We start from the raw sequence: 26,849 nt of genomic DNA, 5'->3' as shown, positions 1-26,849 counted from the left end.
TATATCAAGGCGAATAATGAAAGATTCTCAACGGTGTACAGCTCTTCATATGCACAGGAGTAAGTATATCAAGGTGAATAATGAAAGATTCTCAACCACTCCCTCACGCCCCGGGATCGCTCATTAAGTATATCAAGGCGAATTATGAAAGATTCTCAACTCACACCTCATGCACCCAGTAAGTCAGGTGTGGTAAGTATATCAAGGTTGGTTGTAAAACGCTCTCAGGCAGGGGTGGGCGAGAGTAGGGTGTGCATTGGGGTCGAATCAAGGTGATTTAAGGAAAATAATATACCGAAAAATAAATATTTGTATTTTGATATATTTTGGATAATGAAACGGGGTGGGCTACAAGAAATAGTCCACCCCGCAAATATTCCAAGGGTGTGCAGTGAAATATTTAAGTAATAAAAATATGATTGAAAGATTCTCAACATTCTACAACTTATCACATGGCACACCGTAATTATAGCAGGAGTACATGCAGCTTTTCTAGTTTTCATATGGTTCTAGACATTAGTTAGAGACTAATATTTTTATGAGAAAGAAACTTGTGGCAATTATCTGATAAGTGGCCAGTAAAGTTCTTGCGTGATAAATAAATCTGGAAAATATATGAATAAAGAAGTACCGATTCATTAGAGTAATCTAATAAATGCAACTATAAAGAATAGAGGGAGGGGCCCTCCGGTCGTATTGCCGGAGGGCCCCTCCCTCTATCTATTATGAGTGCCTACATATCGCTGGGCGGATATGCGGTAGCTGGTGCGCTAGGGAACCGCCCCTTTACGCCACCGCCACGGTACCCTTGGCTGCGGTGCCGCTTCGGGTCCACAGCAGGAGCGCTGCCACGCTGTTGATGATGTAGAAAATGTATTTGCCGACGTTCGCGAAGTTGCCCTGAGTCAGCGCCTTGATGCACTGCACGGTGTTGTACGCGAACCAGAACTGCCACTGCATCGTCAGCTTCAGTGCGTTCAGAATGTTCGCTGACAGGGACAGGCCAAACACTGCGGTCGTGATCCAAAACAGGAACGAGGTCTTGCCATCGTAACCGACATTGTTCGCAATCAGATAGTAACCGATATAGTTCGCAATCAGGGAGAACGCGAACGAACCGACCACAATGCCGCTAATAATCAGCTGGCCCTTCTTGCCGGTCGGCGGTTCCATCGCCTTGCCGCGTTCGGAGTTCTGCCACCTACGAATCGCGAAGGTGTATACGATGAAGGTCACCGGGTAGGTGATGATTGCAGCCTTGTTACCCAGAATGTAGTCGATTGCTCCGGACAGTGCCGTGTTAATAATGCCGAGCACGTTGCCAACGTTGGAGAGGCGGCCGGTCAGGCGGGTAGACATCATCGAAATACCCACGTTAATCACGGAAATTACGCCGAGGGGAATGAAGTTCGTGATTGGGCCCCAGTCGACGTATTTAGCGAGGCTGGTGCCCAGGTATCCTGAGGCGATTGCGATGGCGATAACCAGTGCCACGCCGAAGATGTCGGCGTACTTGGACTTGGCGAAGAAGAGGAGGGCCTTCTCGATTGAGAATTCCTTGGCCTCCATGGGTAACTCCTTTGTTGAGAATATAGGAACAGTGATAGGGTACCAATAACTATAACTCTTTGAAAAGGGGTTGAATCGGCGTGTCACACATAAAACTTCAGAAACCCACATATTCCACATCTCGGAACACCGCGGCATTGGGTAATTCAAAATCACCCCATCAAGAACCCATACCAACTTCCGGCAAACCTTGCCAGATATCGCCCCTACTTCGTTGAACATCGAAAATGGGCGTAAAATCACCGTCGTTTCGTCTTCGCTTTAAAGGGGACCTTAAGGTACGCTAGATGACTGGGTCAGGGAACCGTGCCGGTCTCACTCACCGCGCATCCGCCCGACAGACACCCGCACCCCGTACGCTGCGTCTCACTCACGCACACAGGGGAGGGAACCCAACGTATCGGCCTCACTCACCGTTTACGCCGCTGTCCGCGCATCCTGCCACCCGTAACTCACTCAACTCAAACAAGAACTGAATAGGACAATCATGCCCTTGCTTACCCATCGACTCTCACGACGATTCTTTGTAAAGGGTGCTTCCGCCGCTGCTGCTGCAGGCGCACTGACCCTGCAGGCACAGGCCGCTCAGGCTGACGAAGCTCCCACAAACATTGCCCCGGCAACCGAGGAAACTAAAGGCCCGCGCCTCGTTATTCAGCGTGCCACCATCACTGAAACCGGTATGACCGTGAACTACACTGCACACGGTCTGCGCGAATTCCTCACCGAAGGCACCACTCTGACCGTACGCCACGGCTACGTTCGTAACGACTCTTTCGAAACTCTGCGCTCCTGGCCGCTCACCCCCGAATTTGACGGTGATGCTGACAGCTTCAGCGGTAGCGACCAGTTCCCCATCGAGCTGATGCAGGGTGAGGGTGTTGATCACGCCCTGCAGCTGGATATTTGCTCCGACCCGTGGGGCCAGGAGGTTACCCACCAGATTGCTGCGCGCATCCCCGTGGCTGAGACTAAGATCCTGAAGACTTCTTTCGAGGATGTTCCGGGTAGCCACCCGTTCGCTGAGGATATCCGCATGGCGAACCAGAAGAAGTGGCTGATGCCGAACCCGCAGTCTGGGGCGTTTGAGCCGGACCGCCCTGTGACTCGTGAGGAGCTTATTGCTCTGCTGAACCACGCTGCTGGTCACGCTGGCGTGAGTGAAAACTCTAATGTTGCACCCTTTGCGGATGCGGCTGGCCGCCCGACCGCGAACGCGCTGCACTGGGCTCGTGACCGCAAGATCACCGAGCCGCTCACTGGTGGCGACAAGATTGACCCGACCGCACCGGTTTCTCACGAGGAGCTGGTGGCTGTGCTGTTCCAGTACAACGCGGAGGTTCAGCTGACTGAAATGAACGAGGCTGCTGGTTCTCGTTTCCGCGACGTGCTGGGTGCCGGTACTCTGCACCGTTACGTTGCGTGGGCTGGCGCGAACGACATCGTGCTGGATTCTTCGGGTGTGTTCAACCCGACCGCGCCGACTACTCGCGCGGAGCTGGCTCGTTTCATTCGCCGCTACAAGCTACAGAACCTGCTGTTCACTGACTTCTCGTATGTCTCCTAATTTTTAGTCACCCCGGCACCGTGTTACCCAGGTACCGTGCGTTGGGGTGTGTGGACCCCCCCCGTCTTCTGGCTTTTGCTGGAGGCGGGGGTTTTGCCATGTCCCGTATTGCCGCTTCTCGGGGAGTTTTAGTGACAGGCTGTGCCTGGCATATGAAATTTTGCGTTATATATGCCTAAAATCTTGCAAAATCCTGTGCGCTAAGTAAGTATTACCTAGAAGGTAAGTTAAAGGTTGCCTTACTTAATACTGTGTGAAGACTAGTTTCCTTCCTCGTGGGCCCACGAAACCCATACCAAAGAGCAGGAAAAACGCGGCGCCTCACCACCCATCGGTGGGGGAGAGACGCACCTTCACACACCACCCACGAAAAAGGACATACATATGAACCTCGCTTCAAGCAAGGCATTCAAGGGCCTCGCCGTTGGATCGCTGGCACTGGCAATTTCCGGCGTTGCCACCATCCCCGCATCGTTCGCGGCAGACTCCACCCCGGCAGCAAGCCAGAGCAGCGAAGCTCGCACCATCACCGATAAGGCGATGGCTAAGATCACTCAGGGCCTGCCCGGCCAGTTCCAGGTCGCATACTCCAAGAAGACCAACAAGATTTGGGTTGCGGGCACTGCAGACCGCGACAAGCACGTTTCCACTATCGCTCGTATTGACGCGAACTCCCTGAAGATTGAAGCAGTCGCCGAGCTGCCCATCGTCAAGAACGACAAAGGCTACCAGTACGACGCAGCTTACGGCATCACCGTTGACGATGTAGACGGTACCGTCTGGGTTACCAACACCACCGACAACTCCGTGTCCGTGTACGATCAGGCAACCCTGCAGCAGACCTGGACCACCGCAGGTATCGCAGAGACCGACCCGAACTGGATTGAGCACCCCCGCTCCGTTCTGGTTGACCACGAGTCCGGCAAGGCGTTCGTGACCGGCCGCTTCTTCGTATCCGCTATCGACCTGAAGACCAAGCAGGTTGAGAAGATCCAGCTCGAAGGCGCACCCGACGGCGGCACCCGCTACATCAGCATGAACATCCTGGTTGACGGCGGTAAGCTGTACGTTCCCGAGCGTACCGGCGGCAAGATTTTCGTCATCGACACCAAGACCTTCAAGGTAGAGAGCAGCTTCGACACCAAGGGCAACGCTGAGGGTGAGGTTCGCCCCTCCGACATCGCGATTGACCACTCCCAGAACGAAATTTACGTCTCCTCCCAGGGCGTGAAGGGCGCGAACTCCGGTGTATCCGTGTACGATGCGACCACCTACGAGTTCAAGAAGTTCATCCCCTTCGGCACCCAGGCGCTCTCGCTCGATAACGATGAGGCGAACGACTTGGTGTACGTGACCGACTTCGGCACCGGCAAGGTGGGCGTGATTGACGGCGGCGCAGCGGACAAGCTGATCGCTGAGGTCGCCATGAACGGCGGCAAGGCAAACGACCTGGTCGTACTGCCCAACGGCTCCGTTGTCGCTGTGGACAAGCAGGCTAGCGCAACCGCAACCGTGCCCTACGTCCTCGACGGCACCACCGGCACCGTCAGCACCTCCAGCCAGGTCACCAGCAAGCCTTCTAAGGACAAGCAGGGCAACGAGGTTCCCGCCAAGACCTCCGAGATTCAGGCGAACTCCATCCTGAAGTTCAAGGTCACCGCAACCGCAGGTGACAACTCCGAGGTCAAGCAGGTCACCCCCGAAACCCGCGAGTTCCAGGGCTACCCGGCAACCGCCACCAAGACCAAGGCAGCCGACACCACCACCCCCTCCACCGAGGCACACCGCACCGTGGACGCAAACGGTAGCGTTGCAAACATCATTCAGGGTCTGCCCGGCCAGTTCCAGGTTGGCTACTCCAAGAAGAACCACAAGCTGTTCGTACCCACCGTGGGTGCACGCGGCGGCCTCGCCTCCTCCCTGGCACGCGTGAATGCAGACACCCTGCAGACCGAGGCTTTCGCCGAGCTGCCCGTGAAGAAGAACGACAAGGGCCAGTACGGTTACACCTCCGCGTACGGCGTGACTGTTGATGACGTGGACGGCACCGTCTGGGTTACCAACACCACCGACAACTCCGTGGCAGTGTACGACCAGCAGACCCTCAAGCTCATCTGGACCAACGAGGGTGTGAAGAAAGACGACCCGAACTGGATCGAGCACCCCCGCTCCGTTCTGGTTGACCACGAGTCCGGTAAGGCGTTCGTGACCGGCCGTTACTTTGTCTCTGCTATTGACCTGAAGACTAAGCAGGTTGAGAAGATTCAGCTTGAGGGTGCCCCCGAAGGCGGTACTCGCTACATCAGCATGAACCTGTTCCTGGACGGCGGCAAGCTGTACGTGCCCGAGCGCACCGGCGGCAAGCTCTTCGTCGTGGACACCAAGACCTTCAAGGTTGAGAAGACCATCCAGACTCAGGGTGAGGATTCCACCGTTGAGGTTCGCCCCTCCGACGTTGCTGTGGACCACTCGCTGAATGAGATTTACGTATCTTCCCAGGGTGTGAAGGGCGTCAACTCCGGTATCTCCGTGTACGACCTGACCACCGGCGAGTTCAAGAAGTTCGTCAAGTTCGGTACCCAGGCGCTCGCTCTGGAGCACGATGAGGACCGCGACCTGGTGTACGTTACCGACTTCGGTACCGGCAAGGTGGCTGTCTTCGACGGCCGCGCTGACGAGGTTATCGGCGAGGTCGAGATGAACGGCGCAGCCGCGAACGACGTGACCCTGCTCAAGGACGGCTCCGTACTGGTCCTTGACAAGAAGGACCGCGACGAGAAGGTCACCCTGCCCTACGTGCTCAACGGCACCACCGGCGAGATCACCACCGCCAGCGAGTACACCACCCTGCCCACCAAGGACCGCCAGGGTAACGATGTTCCCGCATCGGTTCAGCAGCTGAAGGCTAACTCGATTCTGAAGTTCAAGGTTGGCGTGAAGGACACCGACGCGAGCGCAGCTCCGGTGGGTATCACCCCGACTTCGCTGGACTTTGCGGGTTACCCGACGGTGACCGGAGTGAAGGCTGAGGAGTCGAAGCCGGCTGACCCGAAGGCTGAGGACAAGAAGCCTGAGGACAAGAAGGCAGAAGATAAGAAGTCTGAGGACGCTAAGTCCGAGGATAAGAAGTCTGACGCTAAGTCTGAGAACACCGCAGAGGCTAAGGATCAGACCTCCAAGGATCAGGCATCTCAGTCTGACTCCAAGTCTGACGCTAAGACCGGTGCACAGGACTCCAAGCCTGCTCCGGATGCTGTGAAGGCTGATAAGTCCGGTTCGGCTATGAAGAACGGTGGCTCCGATAATTTGGGCGGCGGCTCCTCGGTAGCTAAGAGCGACGCAGGTTCCTCGCAGGCTGGCTCTTCGCGTGGCGCTCTGGCGAATACCGGTGCTAACGCTGTGATGCCGCTGGTTGTTTTCGCTTCTGTGGCTCTGATTGCGGGTGCTGCCCTGGTGGTGCGCCGCCGCAAGGCATAAGCGTAGCGTTTAGTTTTCGGGCGTAAATGCTCGATATAACGCGTGAAAAGGCGGGTATTTTCTCTTTCGGATTCTTCGAATCTGGGGGAGGGGTACCCGCCTTTTGTGTGCTCGCTTGGGCTAATGCTTGGTAGATGGTTTTAGGGCATATTTATATATGTGCACGCGCTTGTAAAAATATAGGTTTTGAATGTCGAGAAAATGTTTAACCCATGGTGAATCTTGTGGGCGCGCCTCACCTAAACCTTTACATTAATGTGTAAATATAAAAGCATCACAGCACCCCTCGTGACCCAGGTTTTTGCCTGCAAGAGCAAGGAAAAACCTGGGAAGCGCATCAACCTTCACGTGATACTGAAGGTGAATTAGGGGACCGCTCACAAAAACACAAAACACACCCACGTCGCTGCTTGTATTTTCCTGGGAAAACACTGAGGATTAGAAGGTAAGTAAATTTATGCGTTACCTACACTTCTGCTTTTCGTGCCGTCGAATATGTCACCGCATATTCACGGGTGTCTCGTTAGCATTCGCATGCGGCATGTGAGCACTTCCGTTACACATTTGAAGGACACACATTGAACCTCACTCCCTCCTCAGGTAAAGCATTGAAGGGGCTCGCCGTCGGCTCCCTCGCGCTCGCAATCTCCGGCGCAGCTATGATTCCCGCCTCCTTCGCAGCACCGAATACCGCACATCAGACCGCTTCCCCCAGCGCCTCGGTTCCTTCCACCGCATCGCTGAGCCGCGTTGTTGACACCTCCGCGTCCGTTGCGCAGATTACCCAGGGTCTGCCCGGCCAGTACCAGGTTGCTTACTCTAAGGCGACCAACAAGATTTGGATGGTCGGCGTGGGTGCCCGCGGCGACCTCGCCTCCACTATTGCTCGTGTCAACGCAGACACTCTTCAGATTGAAGAAGTGGCGGCGCTTCCCTTCGAGCTGGATAAGAACGGCGAATTTGGCTACATTTCCGCGTACGGCATCACTGTTGATGACGTGTCCGGTACCGTGTGGGTTACTAACACCACCGACAACTCCCTTTCTGTGTTCGACCAGAACACCATGGAGCAGATTTGGACTAACCACGGCATTGCCGAGAGTGACCCCAACTGGATTGAGCACCCCCGCTCCGTGCTGGTGGACCACAACTCCGGCAAGGTGTTCGTGACCGGCCGCTACTATGTGTCCGCAATCGACATGAAGACCTTCCAGGTCACCAAGCTGCAGCTGGAAGGCGCCCCCAACGGCGGTACCCGCTACATTGGCATGAACATGACCGTTGACGGCGACAAGCTGTACGTGCCCGAGCGCACCGGCGGCAAGGTCTTCGTCATCAACACTCACACGTTCAAGACTGAGCAGGTTATTCAGACCCGCGGCGAGAACTCCTCCGTTGAGGTTCGCCCCTCTGATGTCACCATTGACCACTCCGAGAACGAAATTTACGTCTCCTCGCAGGGTGTTGACGGCGTGAACTCCGGTATCTCCGTCTACGACCTGACCACCGGCGCGTTCAAGAAGTTCGTCAAGTTCGGTACTCAGGCGCTGTCCATGGAGAACGACGAGGACCGCGACCTGGTGTACGTGACCGATTTCGGTACCGGCAAGATCGCTATCTTTGACGCTAAGACCGACCGTGTGATCGGTGAGGTTGAGATGAACGGCGGTAAGGCTAACGACCTGACCGTCACCGAGGATGGCTCCGTTGTTGCAGTGGACAAGCAGGATATCGCGAACACCACCGCGGCAGTGCCCTACGTGCTGAACTCGAAGACCGGTGACGGCACCATGACCGACACCTACACCTCCAAGGCGACTGTGGATCGTAACGGCAAGGCTGTTCCTTCCTCGCAGCAGAAGCTGGTTCCGAACTCTATCGTGAAGTTCCACGCTGAGGTTTCTGAGGGTGAGTTCACCTCCACTGCGACCATCAACCCCGCTAAGGTTCCCTTCCAGGGCTACCCGAAGCAGGCTACCGCAGTGCTGATTGATCCTACCCTGAACTTCGCTGAGGGCACCGTCGACATTACCCGCCCCTACACCTTCCACGTGTCCGGCTACGACTTTGAGAAGCCCCCGGCAGAAGGTATTCGCCTGTTCCTCGTCAAGGAGGGCGAATGGTCGATGGGTTACGACAAGCTGACCGATAGCGAACTGGCAAATATTCAGAAGGTTTCCACTGTCGTTCCGGCGAGCGCGTTCGTCTACAATGCACGCACGGGCAAGTACTCCTTCGACGCGACCCTGCGTGTTCCCGCGAATACCATGCAGTACAGCCAGGGCTACATGCTCGGCACGGTCACCGCTGGTTCTGACGTGGCAACCAACCGCAATTACGATTCGGCTGTTTCGCTGATTGTCAACGATGCGAAGGATGCCGGCAATGCGGATAACCGCGATGAAGCTGACGAACCGGCATTCCCGACCAATGCTTCGGCATCGCCTTCCGCATCTGCTGCTGTAGCAGAAAAGAAGCCGGCAGCTGAGCAGCCTAAGGGCGAACAGTCGAAGGCTGAGGAAGCTAACGACCAGCTGGGAACCACCGCGAAGACCGCGCCGCTGAAGAACTCTTCTTCGGTGAAGTCTGAGGATCAGTCTAAGGGCTCCGGTTTGGATTCTCAGGTGAGCGCTTCGGCGACTAAGTCTGCGCCTCAGAGCAAGGGCTCGCTGGCTAAGACTGGTGCTCAGAATGTTCTGAGTCTGGCTGCTGTTGGTGCGTTTGCGCTGATTGCTGGTGCCGCTGTGATGGTGCTTCGCCGCCGTAAGGCATAGTTTCTTGCTCTAGTTTGAGCGGATGCGCCCCGTACACTGTGCGGGGCGCATTTTTGCGCTCTGATGCTGTGGCGCCGTGATGCCGTGGTGCCTGAACGGGGCAGGCGCGGGCGCGGAGGCGGGCGCTGCGGAGGTGCCGGATGGCTGTCGGGGGAGCGCTTGGTGTAGCTGGAAAAGAGTCTATGCGGTGGGTCCTGCACTCAGCGTAAAATATGTGACTCAATTCACCACTTTTCGATTTGGTTGTTTCTGGGAACCTCTGTATAGTTATATGTGTTGCCAGGGAGACCTGGTAAAAGAGATGTAAATCTCACGGCCCCATCGTATAGCGGCCTAGTACTCCGCCCTCTCACGGCGGCAACACCGGTTCAAATCCGGTTGGGGTCACACTAGGAAAGAAGCTCTCCAGTCCAAAGACTGGGGAGCTTCTTTGTTTATCCGGTGAAAGATCAAAAGCGAAAAGCCACATGTGTTTCGAAAAGCCACGTTTATGGTGGCTTTTCGAAACACATGTGGCTTCTCAGCGGTATAGGGGACCCGGAATCTACTGTGCAGATGCCTCAGCAGAAGCAGTAGTAGCCTCCGCCGAACCTGCAGCGGTCGCCTCCGCAGACGCAGTACCCTCAGCAGAAGCGCTCGGGCTCAGCGACGGAACCGGCGAAGCAGAAGCAGTACCCGGAGCACGACGCACCATACGCCAAGTGCCGTCCTGGTAGTGCGCCACAATCTGACCAGCCACCGGCTTACCCGGGTACTTGAACACCTCGGTCAGCGGCTGCACACGATCATTAGTCTTGCTGTACACGCCAGCACCCTCAGCACCATCAATTACCATCTCGGTTGCCCAAGTGTAGTAGCCGGTGCGGGTATCCTTGGTCGGGCGGTCAGCAGTCAGTGACAGAACCATCGGACGCTCTGAACCAATCACCCAGCCGCTCTCCGAAGCGTACATGCTCTGGAAGAACTCAGCCACAGTCGAGTAGTCGCCGGTGTGGTCAATGTTCGTGAAGCGTACACCGTCACCGGTCAGCAGCAGGTAGTTCAGGGTAGCCTGCCAGTACGCGATGAACGCGTGCAGACCCTCAACACTGTTCTCACGCAGCTTCGCCGGCTCAACCGGGATTGCAACGTTTACAGCCTTGTGCTCCTTGGTGCCGGGCTCAAAAGTGCCGGTGGAGGAGTAGTCGGCAAGAACGACCTCACCCTTCAGGCTGGGGCCGGGCTCAACGGTGGTGGTTGCTTCCGCGGTGGGGGAGACGGACGCGGTAGCGCTTGCGGTCGAAGACTCGGTAGCGGACGCGCTCGCGGTCGCCGAAGATTCGGAAGACTTCGAGGAACATGCGGCAAGAAGTGCTGCGGTGCCCAGACCCAGTGCGGTCAGGGCGGTGCGGCGGGTATACATGGTAGACATGGGGCTCTTTCTGAGGTGAATAAAGTATGTGCCGGTATTGAACTAATTCCAGAATATCGCAGGGGAGCGGTCAGCCCAATGTTGTGTACGCCTCCAACGCTGTAAAAGCGGCGGTAGATGACGAAAAACACGGGCTCTCGCTAAGGCAGTAATATTGTTGCTTCTACGCCGGAGAAGAACTGCTTGCTGTAGGCTGGGGTGAATTCGTTGCGTTGCTTCCTCCTGCAGGACCGACTGTCCAAGCACCATTTTGGTATACCAACTCAAAAATGATTTTGCTGGGACCGTCTGGGTTATTTGTGTAGGCTAGCGAAATCTCCAAGCCCTGTGCCGTGGTGTGGACTACGGCCCTACTGTGCATGTAGGTCGTAGCTTTCCAATGGTAGCGGTCTTCGTCAATCTTTTGAGGAGAATCCTCTGTCAACTGGTATAGACAAGGTGTTTCGGTGCCGTATAGCCAGCCGCTGCCGTCTGAATACATTTTCACGTACGCCTTCTTCATCTTTTCCCAGTATTGGTCTACGGTTGCGTCTACAGACTTTAAAGGCTCAATATCCCCAGAAATCATGAGATAGTTCTGAGAAGCCATCCAATATCCCAATGCTGCATACATGCCGCCCTTTGTCTTGTTGCTCATGTTTGCAGGGCGTACGGGTTTGCGCGGATTCTCGGCTTTCTTCTCATGGGTTGCCGGAACGTAAGTTCCTTGCGACTCGTAGTTGTTGAACTTCAGTTCGCCCTTATAGATACGCTGAGCGTCGAGCACACTCGGGTCGCTGAGCGGGCGAATATCACTAGCGCAGGCGGTCAAGGAGGCGAGCGCGGTGGTGGCGGCGATGCCAAAGGCGGCGCGTCGGGTCACGAAGGTAGACATAAGGTACCCTTCAATAGATTATCGGTGTATCTATTTCAGGGTACCTTAGTGTATTTGGGTATGTTTATGATTTTTTCGTTGTCAAACCTGGGAAAATGCTACAAAAGATACGTTAGCTAACGAAAAGTACCGTTTACTAGGGGAAAATCCATTATCTTCCTATGCTGCCGTTTCCCGCGTCGGTATCTTCCTATACCGCTGCGTCCTAAACGCTGAGGCCAGAATCGCTTCCGCCCGAGGATCCGGGAGAAGTCGTCGAGGAACTCTTCGTCTCAACGGTGACCCTCCACGCATCGTTTCGGTATTTCAACACAAAAGTGACCTCATCATTACTGGAATCACCGCTCGTCTCAGCCAGACGAATGTCCCTGTCCTCGGGTACGTAATGGAGAACGGCATCCTTATGGCTACGGGCAATACCCTTCCAGCGGTACTGCTCATCGTCAACCTTCTGCGGGGTCTCTTCGGTCAGGTCAGCCACGAGCGGCGTCTCGGTGCCGTACATCCACCCCTCATTCTTTGCGTACAACTCTACGTATGCCTTCATCTTCTGCACGTAGGTGCCGTCCAAGTCCACGTCCTTGAACGGGGTAGCGTCGCCGGTAACCGTCAGGTAGTTCAGGGCTGCGACCCAGTAGCCCAGCGCCGCATACATGCCCGAGGTCGTCTTTGACTTTATGTTCACGGGAGGAACGGGCATAGGCGGGTTCTCCGCCTTCTTCGTGCTGCTTGCGGGGTGGTACGTTCCGGTGGACTTGTAGCTATTGAACTTCAGCTCGCCCTTGTAGGGGCGCATCGGGTCAACTACGCTCGGGTCCTCCAGCGGGCGAATATCGCTGGCACAGGCAGTCAAGGAGGCGAGCGCGGCAGCAGCGGCAACACCCAGGGCGGTGCGTCGAGTAACGAAGGTAGGCATGGGAACCCCTCAATAGTTTGTTCGTGTGCTTTTAAGCGTACCCGAGCAGATTTGTTGACACGATCAAAGCCGGCACCTGCTCATCTGGGGGAATAGTTCAACACGACCGTACGCAGGCCATACAAACAAAAAGGGGAAGCCCCCGCACGCAGCCTCAACTGCATTCGAGAGCTTCCCTCATCACTATAAATGACTAGGAACGCGGGTTAGGCACTAGCGCTACTCGCCTCTGAAGAGGGGGAATCAGCTTCTTCATCACTGAGTAAGAACCAGGCGCCATCCTTATAGTCAAACGGAAAATTGGTTGCCTCGCTCTTGGTCGATCCATCAACCAGAGGAACAGGGTCATGACCCTCAACGTGAGCCTTTGCATTGGGATCATAGATAATGCGTCCGAGCCAATCGTAACGGTTGGGACCGCCCTCAACTTTTTTGGGAGCATCAGTCAGCAGCTGAATGGTAACCGGCGCATCCGTGTCATACACCCAGCCCTTACCGGAAGAGTAGATAAGAACAGCATTGGCGTGATCGTTCGCATAGCGGCCTTCAGGGTCAGCCTTCTTGAGCGGTTCGAAATCGCCGGTCATGAACATGTAGTTGAAGCTTGCCACCCAGTAGCAGAGGAACTGGTACATGCCCTCAACGGTCGCCTCGTTCATCTTCTCCGGAACAACAGGCTTCGGCACGTTCTGCGCTTTCTTCTCAGCTGTGGCAGGAACGTACTCGCCGTTCTTCTCGTACTTGTCGAGCTTTACGGTACCCTTGTACGACTTCTTAGCGGAAGACGACGCAGATGCTGAGGCGGATGCGCTCGCAGACTCAGAAGCGCTAGCGCTCGCCGAAGCCTCACCGGAGGCGGAGCTATCAGCCAGCGGGCGGATATCGCTAGCGCAAGCAGTCAACGCCGCAACTGCGCCGGCACCGGTAGCGGCAGCTAGTGCTGCACGTCGAGAAAGAAAAGTTGCCATGAAAAATCCTTAAGTAATGTGTGGGGTTATGAGACTAAATCCTAGAGCCTATGTGTGAGGTAAATCCCCGCCCCATAAGACGAACTGAACAAAGATGCTCTAGGCGTTCTTGGAGCTAGCCTCATCGGATGATTTAGCATTCGGGGTTGCAGTGCTTTGCCCGCGTACCTTGGTGGGGTAAGTGAACCACTTGCCGTCCTGATACGACAATTTCAGGTTGGAAAGCTCAGGCTCCATGGAAGTGTTCTGGTACATAGGCCTGTTGCCCTTACCCTCAACATGCATCATCGCATTAGGGTCCTTGGACAGCGTGATACGCCAGTAATAGAGAGGTTCGCTGCCTTCCACCTTCTCAGGTTGCGGGGTCATCATCTCAGCCTGAAGCGCATGCTCCGAACCGTAAAACCACCCCTCATTGGACTCATAAAAAGTCACGTAATCATGGAAAGACTTCACATCCCTGCCGGAGGGGTCAGCCTGCTTCAACGGCTCATCGTCACCGGTGAGCACCAGATAGTTGACGCTGGCAAGCCAAAAACTAAAGGCAGAGTAGGCACCATCAATGCTGTTCTCATGCATATTCGCCGGAGGGAGGGGCTTGGGCACGTTCTGCGCCTTGTGCGTCTCATCCGCGGGAACGTACTCGCCCTTCTTCTCGTAGTTGTCGAACTTCACCGGCCCCAGATAAGACTTCGCAGAAGAACCACCCGCAGAGGCAGAAGGGCTAGCAGAGGCGCTGGGGTTTGCGGAAGAGGAAGCCTCCCCAGAAGCAGACGGGGAGCTATCCGCCAGCGGGCGGATATCGCTGGTGCAGGCGCTCAGCATCGTAATAGCGCCCGCACCGGCAGCTAGTAGGGCTACACGTCGAGAAAGGAAAGTCGTCATCAGAAATCCTTAAATAGTGCGTATCAAAAGATGAGGGAAACTAACTATCGTTGTTCAAAAGCATGCGCCACATGCCTTCTTTGTACTCCATGATGAACTTCGTCGTGCGAGGAATCGTCTTTTCCTCCTCAACGATAGTCGCATCAGGCTCACCCTCAATGTGGTACTTAGCGGCAGGATCATACGCGACGGTCACAAGCCACTCATAACGGTCCGGCTTATTAGCAACCGGCTGAAGCTCATTCTCCGCAATCTCAATCTTGTACGGCTGATCCGAACCGTAAATCCAACCCAGACCCGACTCATAGAGCTTAATCATGGTCCTAGAGTTGCTCAAAAAAGCCTTCGCCGGATCCGCCTTCATCAGCGGCTCAACATCGCCGGTCAGAATCAGATAATTCTGGGACGCAAGCCAATAACCCATCAGAGCGTAGGCGCCCTCGGGGCTGTTTTCCTTCATCTTCTCCGGGACCAGAGGCTTCGGCACGTTCTGCGCCGGCGCATCCGCATTCGCGGCAATGTAGGTGCCGTTCCGTTCATAGTTATTGAACTTAATCGGACCAACATACGAGCCGGGAGTGTGACCATCCGTCGGAGAAGGTGACGCCGAGGCGCTCGCAGAAGAGGAAGCCGCGCCAGAAACAGTAGCAGAAGCCGAGGCAGAGGAACCGCCGGAACCCTGAGATATTGAACCCTGTGACAGCGGGCGAATATCGCTAGCGCACGCAGTCAGCGCCGCAAGAACACCGGTCGCACCAACCCCCAGGAGAGTACGTCGAGTGAAGAAGGTAGTCATCGGAAGCCCTTCGTTGGAGCCGATACAGAGCAAAACACGCCACACACCGCGGCAGGCATACGCACCCCGTACAGACCTATCAGTACGTCAATGTATATATTTTTAAGGTTACCTGAGAGCCACCAAATAGCCCCGCGCCTACCTCGAATGTTCAGAAAATTAAGACCCCACACCCAGCGTTTTACCAGATGCGGGGTCTTAGGGTACGAGAAGTCACGAGGAGAGTGAACCCTCTGCAAGGCGGCAACTACGCGGCGCTAGACAGCTCCCACTTGCTGTCCTTGTACTCCAGGCGGAACCTCGCCACCTTCTTCTTCGACTCATCAGCGCTCGCCGGTTTCTCGGGCTGATTCTTATAATGCCGCACCATCTTGGGATCCATGTAGAGATAGCCTTCCCAAATAAAGCGAGTATTATCGCTGCCCGGCACCTCACGAGGGGCATCCGTTAGCAGCTCAACAATATACGGAGTTTCCGTACCGTACACCCAACCAGCACCCAACGCATACACCTTGAATATGCTGGAATATTCCTCCCAGGCGTAGCCTTTATGGTAAACAGTATCTATCGGGCCCATATCGCCCGTCATCAGCAAATAGTTCAAGCTCGCCAGCCAGAAACTCAAGAAAGCATACGCACCATCAACGCTGTGCTCCTTCATATTCGCCGGAGGAACAGGCTTCGGCATATTCTCAGCCGGATTCGTAGCGCTCGCCGGAACATACTCACCGGTCTTCTCGTAGCTATCGAACTTTATCGCACCCTTATAGGACTTACCCGAAGACGGAAGACCCGAAGCTGCAGAAGCACTCGCAGAAGCACTCTCAGACGCCGAAGGAGAAGCGCTCGCAGACGCCGAGGCGGAAGCAGTTTCGGAGGCGGTCGCCGCCTCCGACGGAGAAGCCGAGCCGGTGCCGCCAGCCAGCGGACGAATATCGCTGGCACACGCAGTCAACGCAGAAAGCGCGCCAGCAACAGCAACACCCAGGGCAGTACGTCGAGTGAAGAAAGTAGTCATCGGAAGTCCTTCGCCGGAACCTTCACCCCCAAAGCCATCAGCACGGGGCTCACAACCTGCAGGTAAAGACCACATGTAGTACGTCAATGTATATACGTTAAGCGTACCCGAGGCGCCCTCCGCTGACCCCAGCCATCCATCGGGTTTTCGCCTGAGTATTCCCTGTATTTCCACAGAGTTCCGGCAGAATTTCGGCAAAGTTCCGGTACAAAGAAACCCCCGCCCACGGTGCATTACCGCAGGCGGGGGAGAAGCCTACCTCAAGCTGTTATGCCTGAACTGTTATGGTGGGGTCTAGACAGAAGACCTAGGCAGCAGAAGAGCTAGAAGAAGCGGAAGCCGACGAAGAAGAGCCTTCATCGCCGGTGAGCATAATCCACTTACCGTCCTTGTATTCCACGGCAACCTTCGCCAGCTTGCCATTCGGGCTAGAAGCGGTCTTAAAGGGCTGGTCAGACTTGCCCTCAATGTGAATCTTCGCATCGGCGCTGTAGTTCATGTATGCCGGCCAGTCGTAACGGGTACCCTTACCGGACGCCTTCTTCGGTGAACCACTAGTCAGCTCAAGAGTAACCGGGGTATCCGTACCGTACATCCAGCCCAGATCGTTCTCGTACATGATCGTAAGTTCCTGCAGACTCTTCGCATACACATCTGCAGGGTCAGCCTTCTTCATCGGCTCAGTATCACCGGTCATTAGCGCATAGTTAAAGCTCGCCAGCCAGTAGCCAATGAACGCATACATGCCATCAACGTTATCTTCGTTCATGTTCGCCGGGGCGAGGGGCTTGGGCACATTCTGCGCCTTCTTCTCGGCAGTGGCAGGAACGTATTCGCCGTTCTTCTCGAAGTTATCGAACTTCACGAAGCCCTTATAGGACTTGTCCGAAGAAGCAGATGCGGAAGCAGCGGCCGAGGCGCTTTCAGAAGCGGAGCTAGACGCCGAACCTTCAGCCGTCGGGCGAATATTGCTAGCGCACGCAGTCAATGCAGCCAGTACGCCGGCGCCGGTCGCACCCAGTGCCACGCGGCGGGACATACCAGCAGAGAGGGGGGAAGGGCTCGTCATGATTAGCCTTTCATAGGAAGTCAACAAAGGAAATTGAGTGAGTTGACAACCCCATCATACAGGCAAGTACACAGATGCCCATCAGCGGTCGTCATTTAGCACCGATGACAAAGCAACCTAATACCACTGCAAAGCATCACCAAGTCTCGACATAAAGAAACCCCCGCCCGCGGTGCATTACCGCAGGCGGGGGAGAAGCCTATCTCAAATCAGCAAGGCATAAACCACTGGGACATGAACCACTGGTCAGAGAGCAATACTTAGACAGAAGAAGACCCGCCGCCAGCGCCAGCCACAGACGAGCCATCCTCACTGCTGAGCATAATCCACTTACCGTCCTTGTACTCCACACCAACCTTCGTCAGTTCCCGCGAGCTATCCTCCATAAAGGGTTCATCAGGGCCCTGACCTTCAGCGTGAATCTTCATGTCCGCGCTGTAACTCATGTATCCCAACCAGTCATAGCGAATTCGGCTACCGGAAATTTTCTGCGGTGAATCAGAAAGCAACTCAAGAATAATAGGAGTATCCGCACCGTAGAGCCAGCCCGCATTATTTTCATAGGCAACCGTCAAATTCCGGTAATTCTCCAGCGCATCCGCAGATTCAATCTTCTGCAGCGGCTCAGTATCGCCGGTCATTAGCAGATAGTTGGAACTCGCCAACCAATAACTAACGAACGCGTAAATACCGTCAACGTTCTGCTCGTTCATGTTCGCTGGAACGAGAGGCTTCGGCACATTCTGCGCCTTATGAGTGGCGGTCGCCGGAACGTACTCGCCGTTCTTCTCGAAGTTATCGAACTTCACGAGGCCCTTATAATGCTTGCCGGAAGAAGCAGAAGGCGAAGCGCTAGCCGAGGCACTGGGTGAGGCACTAGCTGAAGCGCTCGCGGATGCACTAGCAGAACCGGAAGTAGAGTTAGACGCCGAGCCATCAGCCAGTGGACGAATATCGCTGGCACAAGCGGTCAACGCGGCAAGTGCACCAGCGGCGGTCGCACCCAGCGCCACGCGGCGAGACATACCAGCAGAGGTGGGGGAAGGGCTCGTCATAATCAGCCTTTCAAGGGAAGTCAACAAAAGAAAATGAGTGAGTTGACAACCCCATCATACCCTAAAGTATGCAAATAGATATCAAATGTTTCCACTTACATCCTTTTGCGAAGAAAGGTTTAAAAAGCTGCAATTAGTGCACTAGGATGCCGAGGGGCTCGCAGAATCCGAGCTCTTACCAGCGTCCTTATCCTTCTGGGTGCTCATAAACCAAGCACCCTCCCTATACTCCACAACAATCCTCATCGCCTGACCCTGAGAATCCTCAGCCCCCACAATGGGCTTATCACGGTTATCACCCTCCGTCAGATGCCTCTTCCCATTCTGATCAACCAGGGAACGAGCACGCCAATAATAAAGAATGCGGTCGCCCTCAACCTGCGTGGGGGTATCCGTCAGCAGGTACACAGACATCGGCTCACTCGTGTCATAAATCCAGCCGCGCCCCGTCTCATAGAGCTTAACCATCGGCTCAAGCTCCTTGGTGTAGTCAGTGCTAAGATCCGTCTTCTTCATCGGCTCAATATCACCCGTCAACGCCAAATAATTAAAGCTAGAAATCCAATAGCCAATCAGCGCATAGATACCGTCAATACTCAGCTCCTGCACCTTCTCCGGCATGATCGGTTTGGGTACGTTCTGCGCCTTCTTCTCGGCAGTGGCAGGAACGTACTCGCCATTCTTCTCAAAGTTATCGAACGTGACCTTACCCTTATACGACTTATTCGCAGACGGCAACGCCGGCGAAGCAGAGGGGCTCGCGCTCGCTGACTCAGAGGCGGCAGTATCAACCGGCGGATGCACCGTACGCGCACACGCAGACAACACAGCGGCAAGACCAACACCGCCCGCACCCAACACGGCGCGGCGGCTCAAGGCGACGGGCTTAGAAGAAGAGCTAGTCATCAGCAGTCTTTCGGTGAGGTCAACGGACAAGGGGGAGTGAGTCGACACCCCCATCATACCGGGCGCACCTTAGAGCCACCGGAAAACACAGGCGAACATCAAGTAGCCGAACACAGCCGAGCACAGGGGAGCACAGACGGGCATAGACGAAGAAACCCCGCGGCCGTTATTCCGAATATTTTTGAAGAAAGAACAACAGCCGCGGGGCAAAACAACAGGAGAGACGTGCAACCTAGCGGAGCAAATGCGCAAAATTACGGCGCGCATGAGCTACCTTCGGGCTCACCACAAACGCACAATAACCCTGCGCCGGGTTCAACGCGTAATAGTTCTGGTGATACTCCTCAGCCTCATAGAACACGCCCAGGGGCTTAATCTCCGTAACGATGGGGGAGGAGTACAGCTGCTGAGCACGCACCACCGCACGCTCAAACGCCTCACGCTGCTGCTCATCAGCGTAGAAAAGCACCGAACGGTACTGCGAACCGGTATCCGCGCCCTGACGATCCCAACTGGTCGGGTCGTGGCTCGTGAAGAAAATATCCAACACCGTATCCAGGTCAATCACCTGCGGGTCAAAGCTGAGCTTCAGCGCCTCCTGATGGCCGGTCGCACCCGAGCACACCGAACGATAATCAGGGTCGGGAGTCTCGCCACCCGTATAGCCGCAGACGCTCGCCTCAACCCCGCGGAACTGGCGGTATACCGCATCCAGGCACCAGAAACAGCCGCCGGCAAGAACAACATCAGTCATGATTCCTCCTTGAACTATAAAACCACACTACCTGAAGAACACCGCCGAGCCGCATAATATTCCTGAGCTACCCCCGCGCCACCTGCCACAATAGAGATATGACTGAAAAACTAGAAACCCCCACCCTCGCAGAAGTTGTCGACGCCTTCCATACGCTCTTCCCGCCGCAGCTTGCCGCCGGATGGGACGCATCCGGCCTCGTCGCCGGACGTGGCGCCGCTAAAGTGAGCACCGTCCTCTTCGCAGTAGACGCCCTCACCGCCACCGCTGAAGAAGCTGTAGCCGAAGGCGCGCAGCTGCTCATCACCCATCACCCGCTGCTGCTACGCGGCGCAAAGTTCATCCCCGACAGCGACTACAAAGGCAACGTTCTGCACATCCTCATCGAAGGCGGATGCGGCCTGCTCGGCGCGCACACCAACGCCGATGCCGCCGTCGAAGGTGTGAACGAAGCACTCTGTGACGCTATCGGTCTGATTGACCGCGAACCGCTCACCGAAGCGCAAACCCAGGTACTTGACGAGCAGGAACACGCGGTAGGCACCGGCCGCCTCGGCACCCTGCCCGAAGAAATCACCCTCAAGGAGCTTGCAGAACGCCTCGCAGCGGCACTGCCCGCAACCGCCGGTGGCCTGCGCATCGCCGGACGTGCCGACCAGCCGATCCGCCGCGTCGCCCTCTGCGGTGGTGCCGGTGACTCTCTCTTCGACGCGGTACGCGCCACCGACGCGCAGGTGTACATTACCGCCGACCTGCGCCACCACCCCGCTAGCGAATTCCGCGAAACCGCACGAGTTGACGGCAGTAACATCGCCCTGATTGATTGCTCCCATGCAGCTAGCGAATCCCTCTGGCTGCAGTCGGCGGCAAACCGCCTGCGCGCCCTGCTCGCTGAGCGCGGCTTCGCTATCGAAACGAAGCTGTCCGCACTGAACACCGACCCGTGGGACTTCACCGTCTCCACCGGCGTGGCAACCGGTCAGGACGCGCACTCGGCAAGCACCGAACCCGCCGCCGCATGGACCAGCCTGTCTGAAAAGTAAGCGCTGAAAAATAGCTGCTGAAAAAGGCGCTACAAAGTAGGCTTCAAGAAGCAGACACAGTAAAGCCCGGCCTGTACGAACCCGACAGGAACCTTTCCCAAGGATCCTGAAGGGAACGTGCAGACCGGGCATTACTTCTGCGGGAGCAATACTCTGCAGGGCTTGGAGGTACCAAGCGCAGGGGGTCTAAACGACCTTACTTAGCGCGAGCCTGGAACGCCTCAATCAGAGTCTCCAGCTCACCATGAGTCACCATGTGCTGAGCATCAAAAGCGCCGCTAGCGTTCAGTACCACCTTGTTCTGCTGAGCCCACAGAATCTCGCGGTAGAACGCCGAACCGGGAGCCACATCGCTGTAGGGGGAGTCGCCCTTAACCGCGGGCGAACCAGCCGCACGGTAGGTGAACGCCGCAACAGTAGCGTTCGAAATGCCGGCGTCAGCGTGGAACTTGCCGTCCGACCAGCCGAAGGTAATACCCTTCTGACGAGCCCACACGTACGCGGGGAAGTTCGGGTCGTCAGTCTTCACATCCGGCCAGGGGGAAGTCTCGGGCAGCTTCACCTCGGGGGTTCCCGCCTGAACGTACAGGGCAGCTGCGAGCTCACCGCGAGTTGCCGGAGTCTTCAGATTCTCATCGGAAGGATCAGGGTTCTGGTTATCGTCCTCATTGGGGTCCTGAGCGCTGGGCAGGTTAGCATCCCTATAACCGTTCGTGCCGTTCAGATCCAGGTCCTGCCATGCGAGCAGGGTACCGCGACCCTTGGTGGACTTGCCCACGACCGGTGCGATCAGCTTACCGTTATCGCCGTAACCGTCATTAGCCCAGACCTCAATCACGTACTTCTTTGAAGCGTTCAGAGTGTTTGCCGGAAGATTCACGGTACCGTTCAGGTTGCCATCACGGTACGCCGAAGACTGGGTGGGGTGGTCAAACTCGATAATGTCGCTGGTTGCCAGAACCGGGGTGTTCGAGCCCTTCTCACGAACCACGAGCTGAACGCCCCTAACGGAGTGAATATCGCCGTTAAACCCCTGGCCACCAACGTTCAGATCCTGTGATTTTGCGGGGTCAGTCACAGCGTTGTAGCTCAGGCGCGGTGCGAACGGCGCCGGCTTCTCGCCCATAGTATTCAGTACCTGGGTGCTCACCACGTTCTTGCTGGTCCACAGCTCCTGAGCGGTCAGCGGCTTCTGATCCTTCTGTTCAGCAACCACGCGAATTTCGTAGAGGACATCGTACTTGGTGCCGCCGGTCGGATCCTGGGCGTAATCATCATCGACGAAGTAGTAGGCGGCAAGGTCGTACGCCTCAACCTTCAGGTCAGCCTCAAAAGTGCCGTCATCGGCAATGGTGAAGTCCTGGCCCTCCACGAAGCGCAACATCTTCGAAGTTGGAATCTCGTAGCCAGAGGGCGCATAGTTCGCGGGGGCAATGTACAGCGCCACGGTGCCGTGCTGAGCGCGCCACTCCTTGGTGTAACCCGCACCCTTCACATGGATGGTACCGCCCTCAGTCGTGACGAGGGAGGGGTTCACGCCGTCGTACTTGTAACCGTCAGGGATGGAAACCTCAAGGGTCGGGGTAGCCGCAGCGTCCTGGTTGGCTACCTGCGGGGTAGCGGCGGCAACGGGCGCGTTTGCGGCGGGGGCTGCGTCCTGGGCTAGCGCCGGGGCCATCGGCAGAACCATGGCACCAGCCAACGCCAGTGCGCCGCAACCCTGAGCAGCGCGGAGGAATGAGGACTTAGAGTTCGGAAGCGAGGACATAAGACATCCTTAAAGTTGTATTTCGCAGGGGTCTGCGGGTTCAACAGCGGGTAGAGAATTCGCCGTTGAATCTGCACACACCCTATGCAAAAAGTGGTTGAAAGCCCCGTCGGTTTCGGGGACATTTTCACCCTATCAAACCCTCAGGTAGATGTCAGAGAACACTCAAGAGAAGCTTGAAGGTTTTGAGGCATTTCACAGGTTGATCAACCGATAAAAGCTGAACCCCGCGCACCCGGTGAGAACAGAACTTCTCGGGGTGCACGGGGTATTGAGGCTAGAGTCTGCCCGGCTTACTTAATCAAGTAGCTCAGGATGAGTAACCTCGGTCAGGAAATAGTACATCATCCATGCCAGCTCAAGGCGATTCACGGTCTGAGATGCCTCAAAAGTACCGGTGTCGGGATTGATAATGCCCTGCTGGGTCGCCCACAGAATCTCGCGGTAGAACGCGGAATCCGGCTTAACATCCGGGAAGGAGGAAACACCCTGCACGGCCGGTGAACCAGCCGCGCGATAGGTCAGCGCAGCGACGGTAGCGCGTGAAATACCGGCATCCGCATGGAACTTACCATCAGACCAGCCGAAGGTAACACCCTTTTCACGAGCCCAAATATAGGCGGCGTAGTTCGGGTCGTCCGTCTTTACATCCGGCCACGGGGATACCTCAGGAAGATCCACCTTGGGGCTGTCGTTCTTCTCATAGAGGAGGGAAACCAGCTCGCCGCGGGTAGCGGGCTGTTTCTCCTCCTCATCTGTAAGCGAATTCGAAAAGTACTCGCGTCGTACATCAGCAGTATCAGCGCGCGTGAACTGCTGGACGCCCTCAAACTTCAAATCCATACTGGCCAAATAGCCACCGCGGTGCTCCGGTGCATAACCCACCAGCGGGGTGATGAGAGTCTTATCCGTCTGGCTGACATAGCCGTAGTCGCTCCGCGCCTCAATAACGTACTGCTTGGAAGGGTCCAGAGTGTTCGCCGGAATCTTGATGGTGACGAAAGCGAAACCTCCCTCCAGAGTGTTCGAGTAGGTTTCCTTATCGTAGCCGTAGTACTTCATATCGCTCATAACCAGGACCGGGGAGCCGGTACTCTTCTCACGAATCAAGTACATCATGCCCTTGCTTCCAGCGAGATCCCCGTTGAAGCCCACGCCCTGAATCAGCAACTCCTGATCCTTCGTGGTGTCCTTCAGGGCATCGTACTTAAACATGGGCGAGAACGTACCAGGGTGATAATCCTTAGCGTTCAGACCCTGGTGGGCAACAACATTCTTGCGGGCCCAGATGTCCTGAATAGTCGACTGCGGCTGACCCTTAGGCTCGGCAAGGATGCCAATCTCATAGCGCACCTTCTCCAGAGTCGTATCCGGGGAATACTCCTTGAGGGGGTAGTAACTCTCCACGGTGTTGGGATCGATCTTCAGGTAAGCGTCAAAGGTGCCGTCATCTTCAATGGTGAAGTCCTTACCCTCTTCAAAACGAAGCATCGACGTGGAAGGCTCCACATTACCAGGACGGTCCTGAGTAGCGGCAATATAGACGACCACGGTGCCGTGCTGCTCGCGCCACTCCTTGGTGAAACCGGTGCCCTTCACCGTCATTTCGTTGTAGTCACCGGTGTACAGGGCGTCGCTTTCTTTCCTGAAGTAGTCACGACCATCCAGGAAGTCGTACTCCCCATAATCAACGGTGAAAGACGGCTCATCCGTAACATTCTGGGTTGCAGGGGTATTAGCGGCCGGCGCGTTAGCCACAGGTGCGTTTGCGGCAGGTGCCGCATCCTGCGCGAGAACCGGGGCCATCGGCAGAACCATCGCGCCCGCCAGTACCAGTGCACTGCAGTTGCGAGCCGCGTGCAGGAATGAAGACTTAGAGTTCGGAAGCGAGGACATAAGACATCCTTAAAATCGTTTCTCCCAGAGGGCTGTAGGGGGCTCGCTGGCGGTTATAAAAATCGCTATCGAACCTGTTCTTCCCCAAGGAGAAAGTGGTTGAGTACCCCCGTCGGTTTCGAGGGTATTCTCACCCTATCAAAGTGTTGAACAGCTGTCAGGAAACACTCAAGGAACGCTTTAAGGTTTTGGAAAATCTCACGCAGTGAGTAGCTGTTAAACGATAAAACCCCGTGTTCCCGAATAGAAAAACCATTCGGGAACACGGGGTATTCAGCTCAGAACTAGTCCGTCTTACATAGCGCGGCTCTACCCGGCACCGTTCTACTTGGCGCGGTTCTGGAAGTTGAACAGCATCTGCTCCAATTGACCACGATTCACCAGGTCCGTCGCATTAAAAGAGCCGAAATCCGGATTAATGACATACTGCTGAGTGGACCACAGAATCTCACGGTAGAAAGCGGAACTCGGATTAACATCCGTGAACGAAGAAACACCAGAAACAGCCGGGGAACCCGCTGCACGGTAGGTGAACGCCGCAACCGTAGCGTTCGAGATGCTTGCCTCCGCGTGGAACTTACCATCAGACCAGCCGAAGGTAATGCCCTTCTGACGAGCCCACACGTAGGCGGCGTAGTTCGGGTCGGTGGTCTTCACGTCCGGCCAGGGGGAGGTCTTAGGGAGGTTCACCTTGGGGCTACCAGCCTGAGCGTACAGCGCAGCCGTCAGCTCGCCGCGAGTAGCACGCTGCTGCTGCTCCTGGTAGGTGAGCTTCGAAATCAGGCTCTTGTACTCTCCCTTAGGTGCGGTAGCATCCGCAAAGTCCTGAACACCCTCAAACTTCAGATCCTGACGGCCCATAAGAACACCGCGGTGCTCCGGCGCCAAACCCACAATCGGGGTGATGAGGGGCCTGTCCTTCTTGGTAAGGTCGTAGTCGTAGTCGCTCCACGCCTCAATGACGTACTGCTTAGACGGATCCAGGGTGTTTGCGGGGAGCTTGATGGTGCGGTAAAGAGTGCCTCCCTCCAGGCGGGTTACGCCATCGGGGCCTTCATAGTAGGACTTCATATCGCTCATCGCCAGGACGGGGGTGCCGGTGCCCTTCTCGCGAATCACGTACATGGCACCCTCACGACCGGGCAGCTCCTCACCAACGAAACCCTCACCCTTGACCAGCAGCTCCTGATCCTTCGTGGTGTCCTTCAGGGCATCATACTTCCACTTAGGTGCCAGGACCTGCGGATGGTAAGCGCGGGTGTACATCGGGTGGTGGGCGATAACGTTCTTGCGAGCCCAAATATCCTCAATGCTCGACTGGGGCTGGCCCTTAGCCTCGGTCAAAATACCCGTCTCGTAACGCACCTCATCCAGGGTGATACCCGGGAAATAATCAATGGGAGTGTAGAAACTCTCCAGAGCCTTAGCCTTGATGGTCAGCTTCGCCTCAAAAGTGCCATCATTGGCAATGGTGAAGTCCTTACCCTCTTCAAAACGGAGCATCGACGTGGAAGGCTCAGCGTTACCGGGGCGGTCCTTCGTAGCAGCAATGTAGAAGACAACGGTGCCGTGCTGCTCACGCCATTCCTTGGTGAAACCGGTACCCTTCAGAGTCACGGTGCCACCCTCGCCGGTGTACAGAATGCCGTCATAATCAGCGGAGTACGTCGGCTGTGCCGCTGCGTCCTGAGCGGCCGGCTTGGGGGTTACAGCATTTGCCGCCGGTGCATTAGCAACAGGTGCCGCATCCTGGGCGAGTGCCGGAGTCATCGGCAGAACCATAGCGCCAGCCAGTGCCAATGCACCGCAACCCTGCGCCGCACGGAGGAAAGAAGACTTAGAATTCGGAAGCGGGGACATGCATTATCCTAACGGGTCGTACCCACTGGGATGATGCAGGTTCATAGGGTTTCTGGGGGTGAGAAATCTCCGTCGAATCTGCGCCAATCCAATGAGAAGTGGTTGAGTATCCCCATCGGTTTCGGGGACACTCTCACCCTAACAAACCTTCAAGTAGAAATTGGTACGTTTCTCAAGAAAAGCTTGAACCTTCTGAAATATTTCATCGAGCACAAACCATTAGGCACGCAAACAGCCCCGCAC

Annotated in this window: 19 protein-coding genes and 1 tRNA gene; 5 read left to right on the top strand and 15 right to left on the bottom strand. The window is 55.9% G+C overall.

From position 1 onward, the window contains the following. Window positions 1-786: 786 nt before the first annotated feature. Window positions 787-1,569, bottom strand: a complete 783-nt coding sequence (locus tag HMPREF2999_RS08425) for a nicotinamide mononucleotide transporter (protein ID WP_083315089.1) — start codon at window positions 1,567-1,569, stop codon at window positions 787-789. A gap of 487 nt (window positions 1,570-2,056) precedes the next feature. Between HMPREF2999_RS08425 and HMPREF2999_RS08420 the strand changes: the two genes are divergently transcribed. From HMPREF2999_RS08420 to HMPREF2999_RS08405, 4 genes are all read left to right on the top strand, one after another. Then, window positions 2,057-3,136 (top strand): S-layer homology domain-containing protein, encoded by a 1,080-nt coding sequence (locus HMPREF2999_RS08420; protein WP_070676190.1) that lies wholly within the window; start codon window positions 2,057-2,059, stop codon window positions 3,134-3,136. Window positions 3,137-3,520: 384 nt separating this feature from the next. Continuing rightward, window positions 3,521-6,613, top strand: a complete 3,093-nt coding sequence (locus HMPREF2999_RS08415) for a DUF5074 domain-containing protein (RefSeq protein ID WP_070676191.1) — start codon at window positions 3,521-3,523, stop codon at window positions 6,611-6,613. 578 nt (window positions 6,614-7,191) lie between these two features. Continuing rightward, the gene (locus tag HMPREF2999_RS08410; RefSeq protein WP_070676192.1) at window positions 7,192-9,387 is read left to right on the top strand and encodes an LPXTG cell wall anchor domain-containing protein; all 2,196 of its coding nucleotides are present in this window, start codon (window positions 7,192-7,194) and stop codon (window positions 9,385-9,387) included. Between the two features lie 314 nt (window positions 9,388-9,701). Next, window positions 9,702-9,774 (top strand) — tRNA-Glu (locus HMPREF2999_RS08405). Window positions 9,775-9,931: 157 nt separating this feature from the next. Here HMPREF2999_RS08405 and HMPREF2999_RS08400 read toward each other — a convergent pair. The 11 genes from HMPREF2999_RS08400 to msrA all read right to left on the bottom strand — a co-directional run bounded on the left by HMPREF2999_RS08400 (window position 9,932) and on the right by msrA (window position 20,039). Further along, on the bottom strand, window positions 9,932-10,798 hold the full coding sequence (locus HMPREF2999_RS08400) for a DUF6318 family protein (protein WP_070676193.1): 867 nt from the start codon (window positions 10,796-10,798) through the stop codon (window positions 9,932-9,934). 163 nt (window positions 10,799-10,961) lie between these two features. Continuing rightward, window positions 10,962-11,672, bottom strand: a complete 711-nt coding sequence (locus HMPREF2999_RS08395; RefSeq protein ID WP_070676194.1) for a DUF6318 family protein — start codon at window positions 11,670-11,672, stop codon at window positions 10,962-10,964. Window positions 11,673-11,877: 205 nt separating this feature from the next. After that, on the bottom strand, window positions 11,878-12,588 hold the full coding sequence (locus HMPREF2999_RS08390) for a DUF6318 family protein (protein WP_070676195.1): 711 nt from the start codon (window positions 12,586-12,588) through the stop codon (window positions 11,878-11,880). A gap of 206 nt (window positions 12,589-12,794) precedes the next feature. Continuing rightward, window positions 12,795-13,556: a DUF6318 family protein gene (locus HMPREF2999_RS08385; protein ID WP_070676196.1), complete on the bottom strand. Its 762-nt coding sequence runs from the start codon at window positions 13,554-13,556 to the stop codon at window positions 12,795-12,797. 99 nt (window positions 13,557-13,655) lie between these two features. Continuing rightward, window positions 13,656-14,441, bottom strand: coding sequence for a DUF6318 family protein (locus HMPREF2999_RS08380; protein ID WP_070676197.1), 786 nt, complete (start codon window positions 14,439-14,441; stop codon window positions 13,656-13,658). Window positions 14,442-14,481: 40 nt separating this feature from the next. Continuing rightward, on the bottom strand, window positions 14,482-15,237 hold the full coding sequence (locus HMPREF2999_RS08375; RefSeq protein ID WP_070676198.1) for a DUF6318 family protein: 756 nt from the start codon (window positions 15,235-15,237) through the stop codon (window positions 14,482-14,484). A 247-nt stretch (window positions 15,238-15,484) separates the two neighbouring features. Then, window positions 15,485-16,255: a DUF6318 family protein gene (locus tag HMPREF2999_RS08370; protein WP_070676199.1), complete on the bottom strand. Its 771-nt coding sequence runs from the start codon at window positions 16,253-16,255 to the stop codon at window positions 15,485-15,487. Window positions 16,256-16,562: 307 nt separating this feature from the next. Further along, window positions 16,563-17,324 carry a DUF6318 family protein gene (locus HMPREF2999_RS08365; protein ID WP_070676200.1) on the bottom strand — a complete coding sequence of 254 codons (762 nt, stop codon included), beginning with the start codon at window positions 17,322-17,324 and terminating at the stop codon, window positions 16,563-16,565. A gap of 260 nt (window positions 17,325-17,584) precedes the next feature. Then, window positions 17,585-18,379 carry a DUF6318 family protein gene (locus tag HMPREF2999_RS08360; RefSeq protein ID WP_070676201.1) on the bottom strand — a complete coding sequence of 265 codons (795 nt, stop codon included), beginning with the start codon at window positions 18,377-18,379 and terminating at the stop codon, window positions 17,585-17,587. 141 nt (window positions 18,380-18,520) lie between these two features. Further along, window positions 18,521-19,285, bottom strand: a complete 765-nt coding sequence (locus HMPREF2999_RS08355) for a DUF6318 family protein (RefSeq protein WP_070676838.1) — start codon at window positions 19,283-19,285, stop codon at window positions 18,521-18,523. Window positions 19,286-19,517: 232 nt separating this feature from the next. Next, window positions 19,518-20,039, bottom strand: a complete 522-nt coding sequence (gene msrA / locus HMPREF2999_RS08350; protein WP_070676202.1) for a peptide-methionine (S)-S-oxide reductase MsrA — start codon at window positions 20,037-20,039, stop codon at window positions 19,518-19,520. A 98-nt stretch (window positions 20,040-20,137) separates the two neighbouring features. Between msrA and HMPREF2999_RS08345 the strand changes: the two genes are divergently transcribed. After that, window positions 20,138-21,082, top strand: a complete 945-nt coding sequence (locus HMPREF2999_RS08345) for a Nif3-like dinuclear metal center hexameric protein (RefSeq protein ID WP_070676203.1) — start codon at window positions 20,138-20,140, stop codon at window positions 21,080-21,082. A gap of 196 nt (window positions 21,083-21,278) precedes the next feature. Here HMPREF2999_RS08345 and HMPREF2999_RS08340 read toward each other — a convergent pair whose 3' ends face one another. The 3 genes from HMPREF2999_RS08340 to HMPREF2999_RS08330 all read right to left on the bottom strand — a co-directional run bounded on the left by HMPREF2999_RS08340 (window position 21,279) and on the right by HMPREF2999_RS08330 (window position 26,606). Then, window positions 21,279-22,850 (bottom strand): gluconolactonase, encoded by a 1,572-nt coding sequence (locus HMPREF2999_RS08340; RefSeq protein WP_070676204.1) that lies wholly within the window; start codon window positions 22,848-22,850, stop codon window positions 21,279-21,281. 297 nt (window positions 22,851-23,147) lie between these two features. Further along, window positions 23,148-24,746: an S-layer homology domain-containing protein gene (locus HMPREF2999_RS08335; protein WP_070697761.1), complete on the bottom strand. Its 1,599-nt coding sequence runs from the start codon at window positions 24,744-24,746 to the stop codon at window positions 23,148-23,150. Between the two features lie 324 nt (window positions 24,747-25,070). Then, window positions 25,071-26,606: an S-layer homology domain-containing protein gene (locus tag HMPREF2999_RS08330; RefSeq protein WP_070676205.1), complete on the bottom strand. Its 1,536-nt coding sequence runs from the start codon at window positions 26,604-26,606 to the stop codon at window positions 25,071-25,073. Window positions 26,607-26,849: the final 243 nt, after the last annotated feature.

The sequence above is a fragment of the Rothia sp. HMSC066H02 genome (assembly GCF_001814995.1).
Classification (GTDB): domain Bacteria; phylum Actinomycetota; class Actinomycetes; order Actinomycetales; family Micrococcaceae; genus Rothia; species Rothia mucilaginosa.
This window is presented reverse-complemented; position numbering and strand designations above follow the sequence as displayed.

Bases quoted from the DNA above. Each gene is read 5' to 3' on its own strand.
- HMPREF2999_RS08425 (WP_083315089.1), bottom strand. From the start codon at position 1,569: ATGGAGGCCAAGGAATTCTCAATCGAGAAGGCCCTCCTCTTCTTCGCC.
- HMPREF2999_RS08420 (WP_070676190.1), top strand. From the start codon at position 2,057: ATGCCCTTGCTTACCCATCGACTCTCACGACGATTCTTTGTAAAGGGT.
- HMPREF2999_RS08415 (WP_070676191.1), top strand. From the start codon at position 3,521: ATGAACCTCGCTTCAAGCAAGGCATTCAAGGGCCTCGCCGTTGGATCG.
- HMPREF2999_RS08400 (WP_070676193.1), bottom strand. From the start codon at position 10,798: ATGTCTACCATGTATACCCGCCGCACCGCCCTGACCGCACTGGGTCTG.
- HMPREF2999_RS08395 (WP_070676194.1), bottom strand. From the start codon at position 11,672: ATGTCTACCTTCGTGACCCGACGCGCCGCCTTTGGCATCGCCGCCACC.
- HMPREF2999_RS08390 (WP_070676195.1), bottom strand. From the start codon at position 12,588: ATGCCTACCTTCGTTACTCGACGCACCGCCCTGGGTGTTGCCGCTGCT.
- HMPREF2999_RS08385 (WP_070676196.1), bottom strand. From the start codon at position 13,556: ATGGCAACTTTTCTTTCTCGACGTGCAGCACTAGCTGCCGCTACCGGT.
- HMPREF2999_RS08380 (WP_070676197.1), bottom strand. From the start codon at position 14,441: ATGACGACTTTCCTTTCTCGACGTGTAGCCCTACTAGCTGCCGGTGCG.
- HMPREF2999_RS08375 (WP_070676198.1), bottom strand. From the start codon at position 15,237: ATGACTACCTTCTTCACTCGACGTACTCTCCTGGGGGTTGGTGCGACC.
- HMPREF2999_RS08370 (WP_070676199.1), bottom strand. From the start codon at position 16,255: ATGACTACTTTCTTCACTCGACGTACTGCCCTGGGTGTTGCTGTTGCT.
- HMPREF2999_RS08365 (WP_070676200.1), bottom strand. From the start codon at position 17,324: ATGACGAGCCCTTCCCCCCTCTCTGCTGGTATGTCCCGCCGCGTGGCA.
- HMPREF2999_RS08360 (WP_070676201.1), bottom strand. From the start codon at position 18,379: ATGACGAGCCCTTCCCCCACCTCTGCTGGTATGTCTCGCCGCGTGGCG.
- HMPREF2999_RS08355 (WP_070676838.1), bottom strand. From the start codon at position 19,285: ATGACTAGCTCTTCTTCTAAGCCCGTCGCCTTGAGCCGCCGCGCCGTG.
- msrA (WP_070676202.1), bottom strand. From the start codon at position 20,039: ATGACTGATGTTGTTCTTGCCGGCGGCTGTTTCTGGTGCCTGGATGCG.
- HMPREF2999_RS08345 (WP_070676203.1), top strand. From the start codon at position 20,138: ATGACTGAAAAACTAGAAACCCCCACCCTCGCAGAAGTTGTCGACGCC.
- HMPREF2999_RS08340 (WP_070676204.1), bottom strand. From the start codon at position 22,850: ATGTCCTCGCTTCCGAACTCTAAGTCCTCATTCCTCCGCGCTGCTCAG.
- HMPREF2999_RS08335 (WP_070697761.1), bottom strand. From the start codon at position 24,746: ATGTCCTCGCTTCCGAACTCTAAGTCTTCATTCCTGCACGCGGCTCGC.
- HMPREF2999_RS08330 (WP_070676205.1), bottom strand. From the start codon at position 26,606: ATGTCCCCGCTTCCGAATTCTAAGTCTTCTTTCCTCCGTGCGGCGCAG.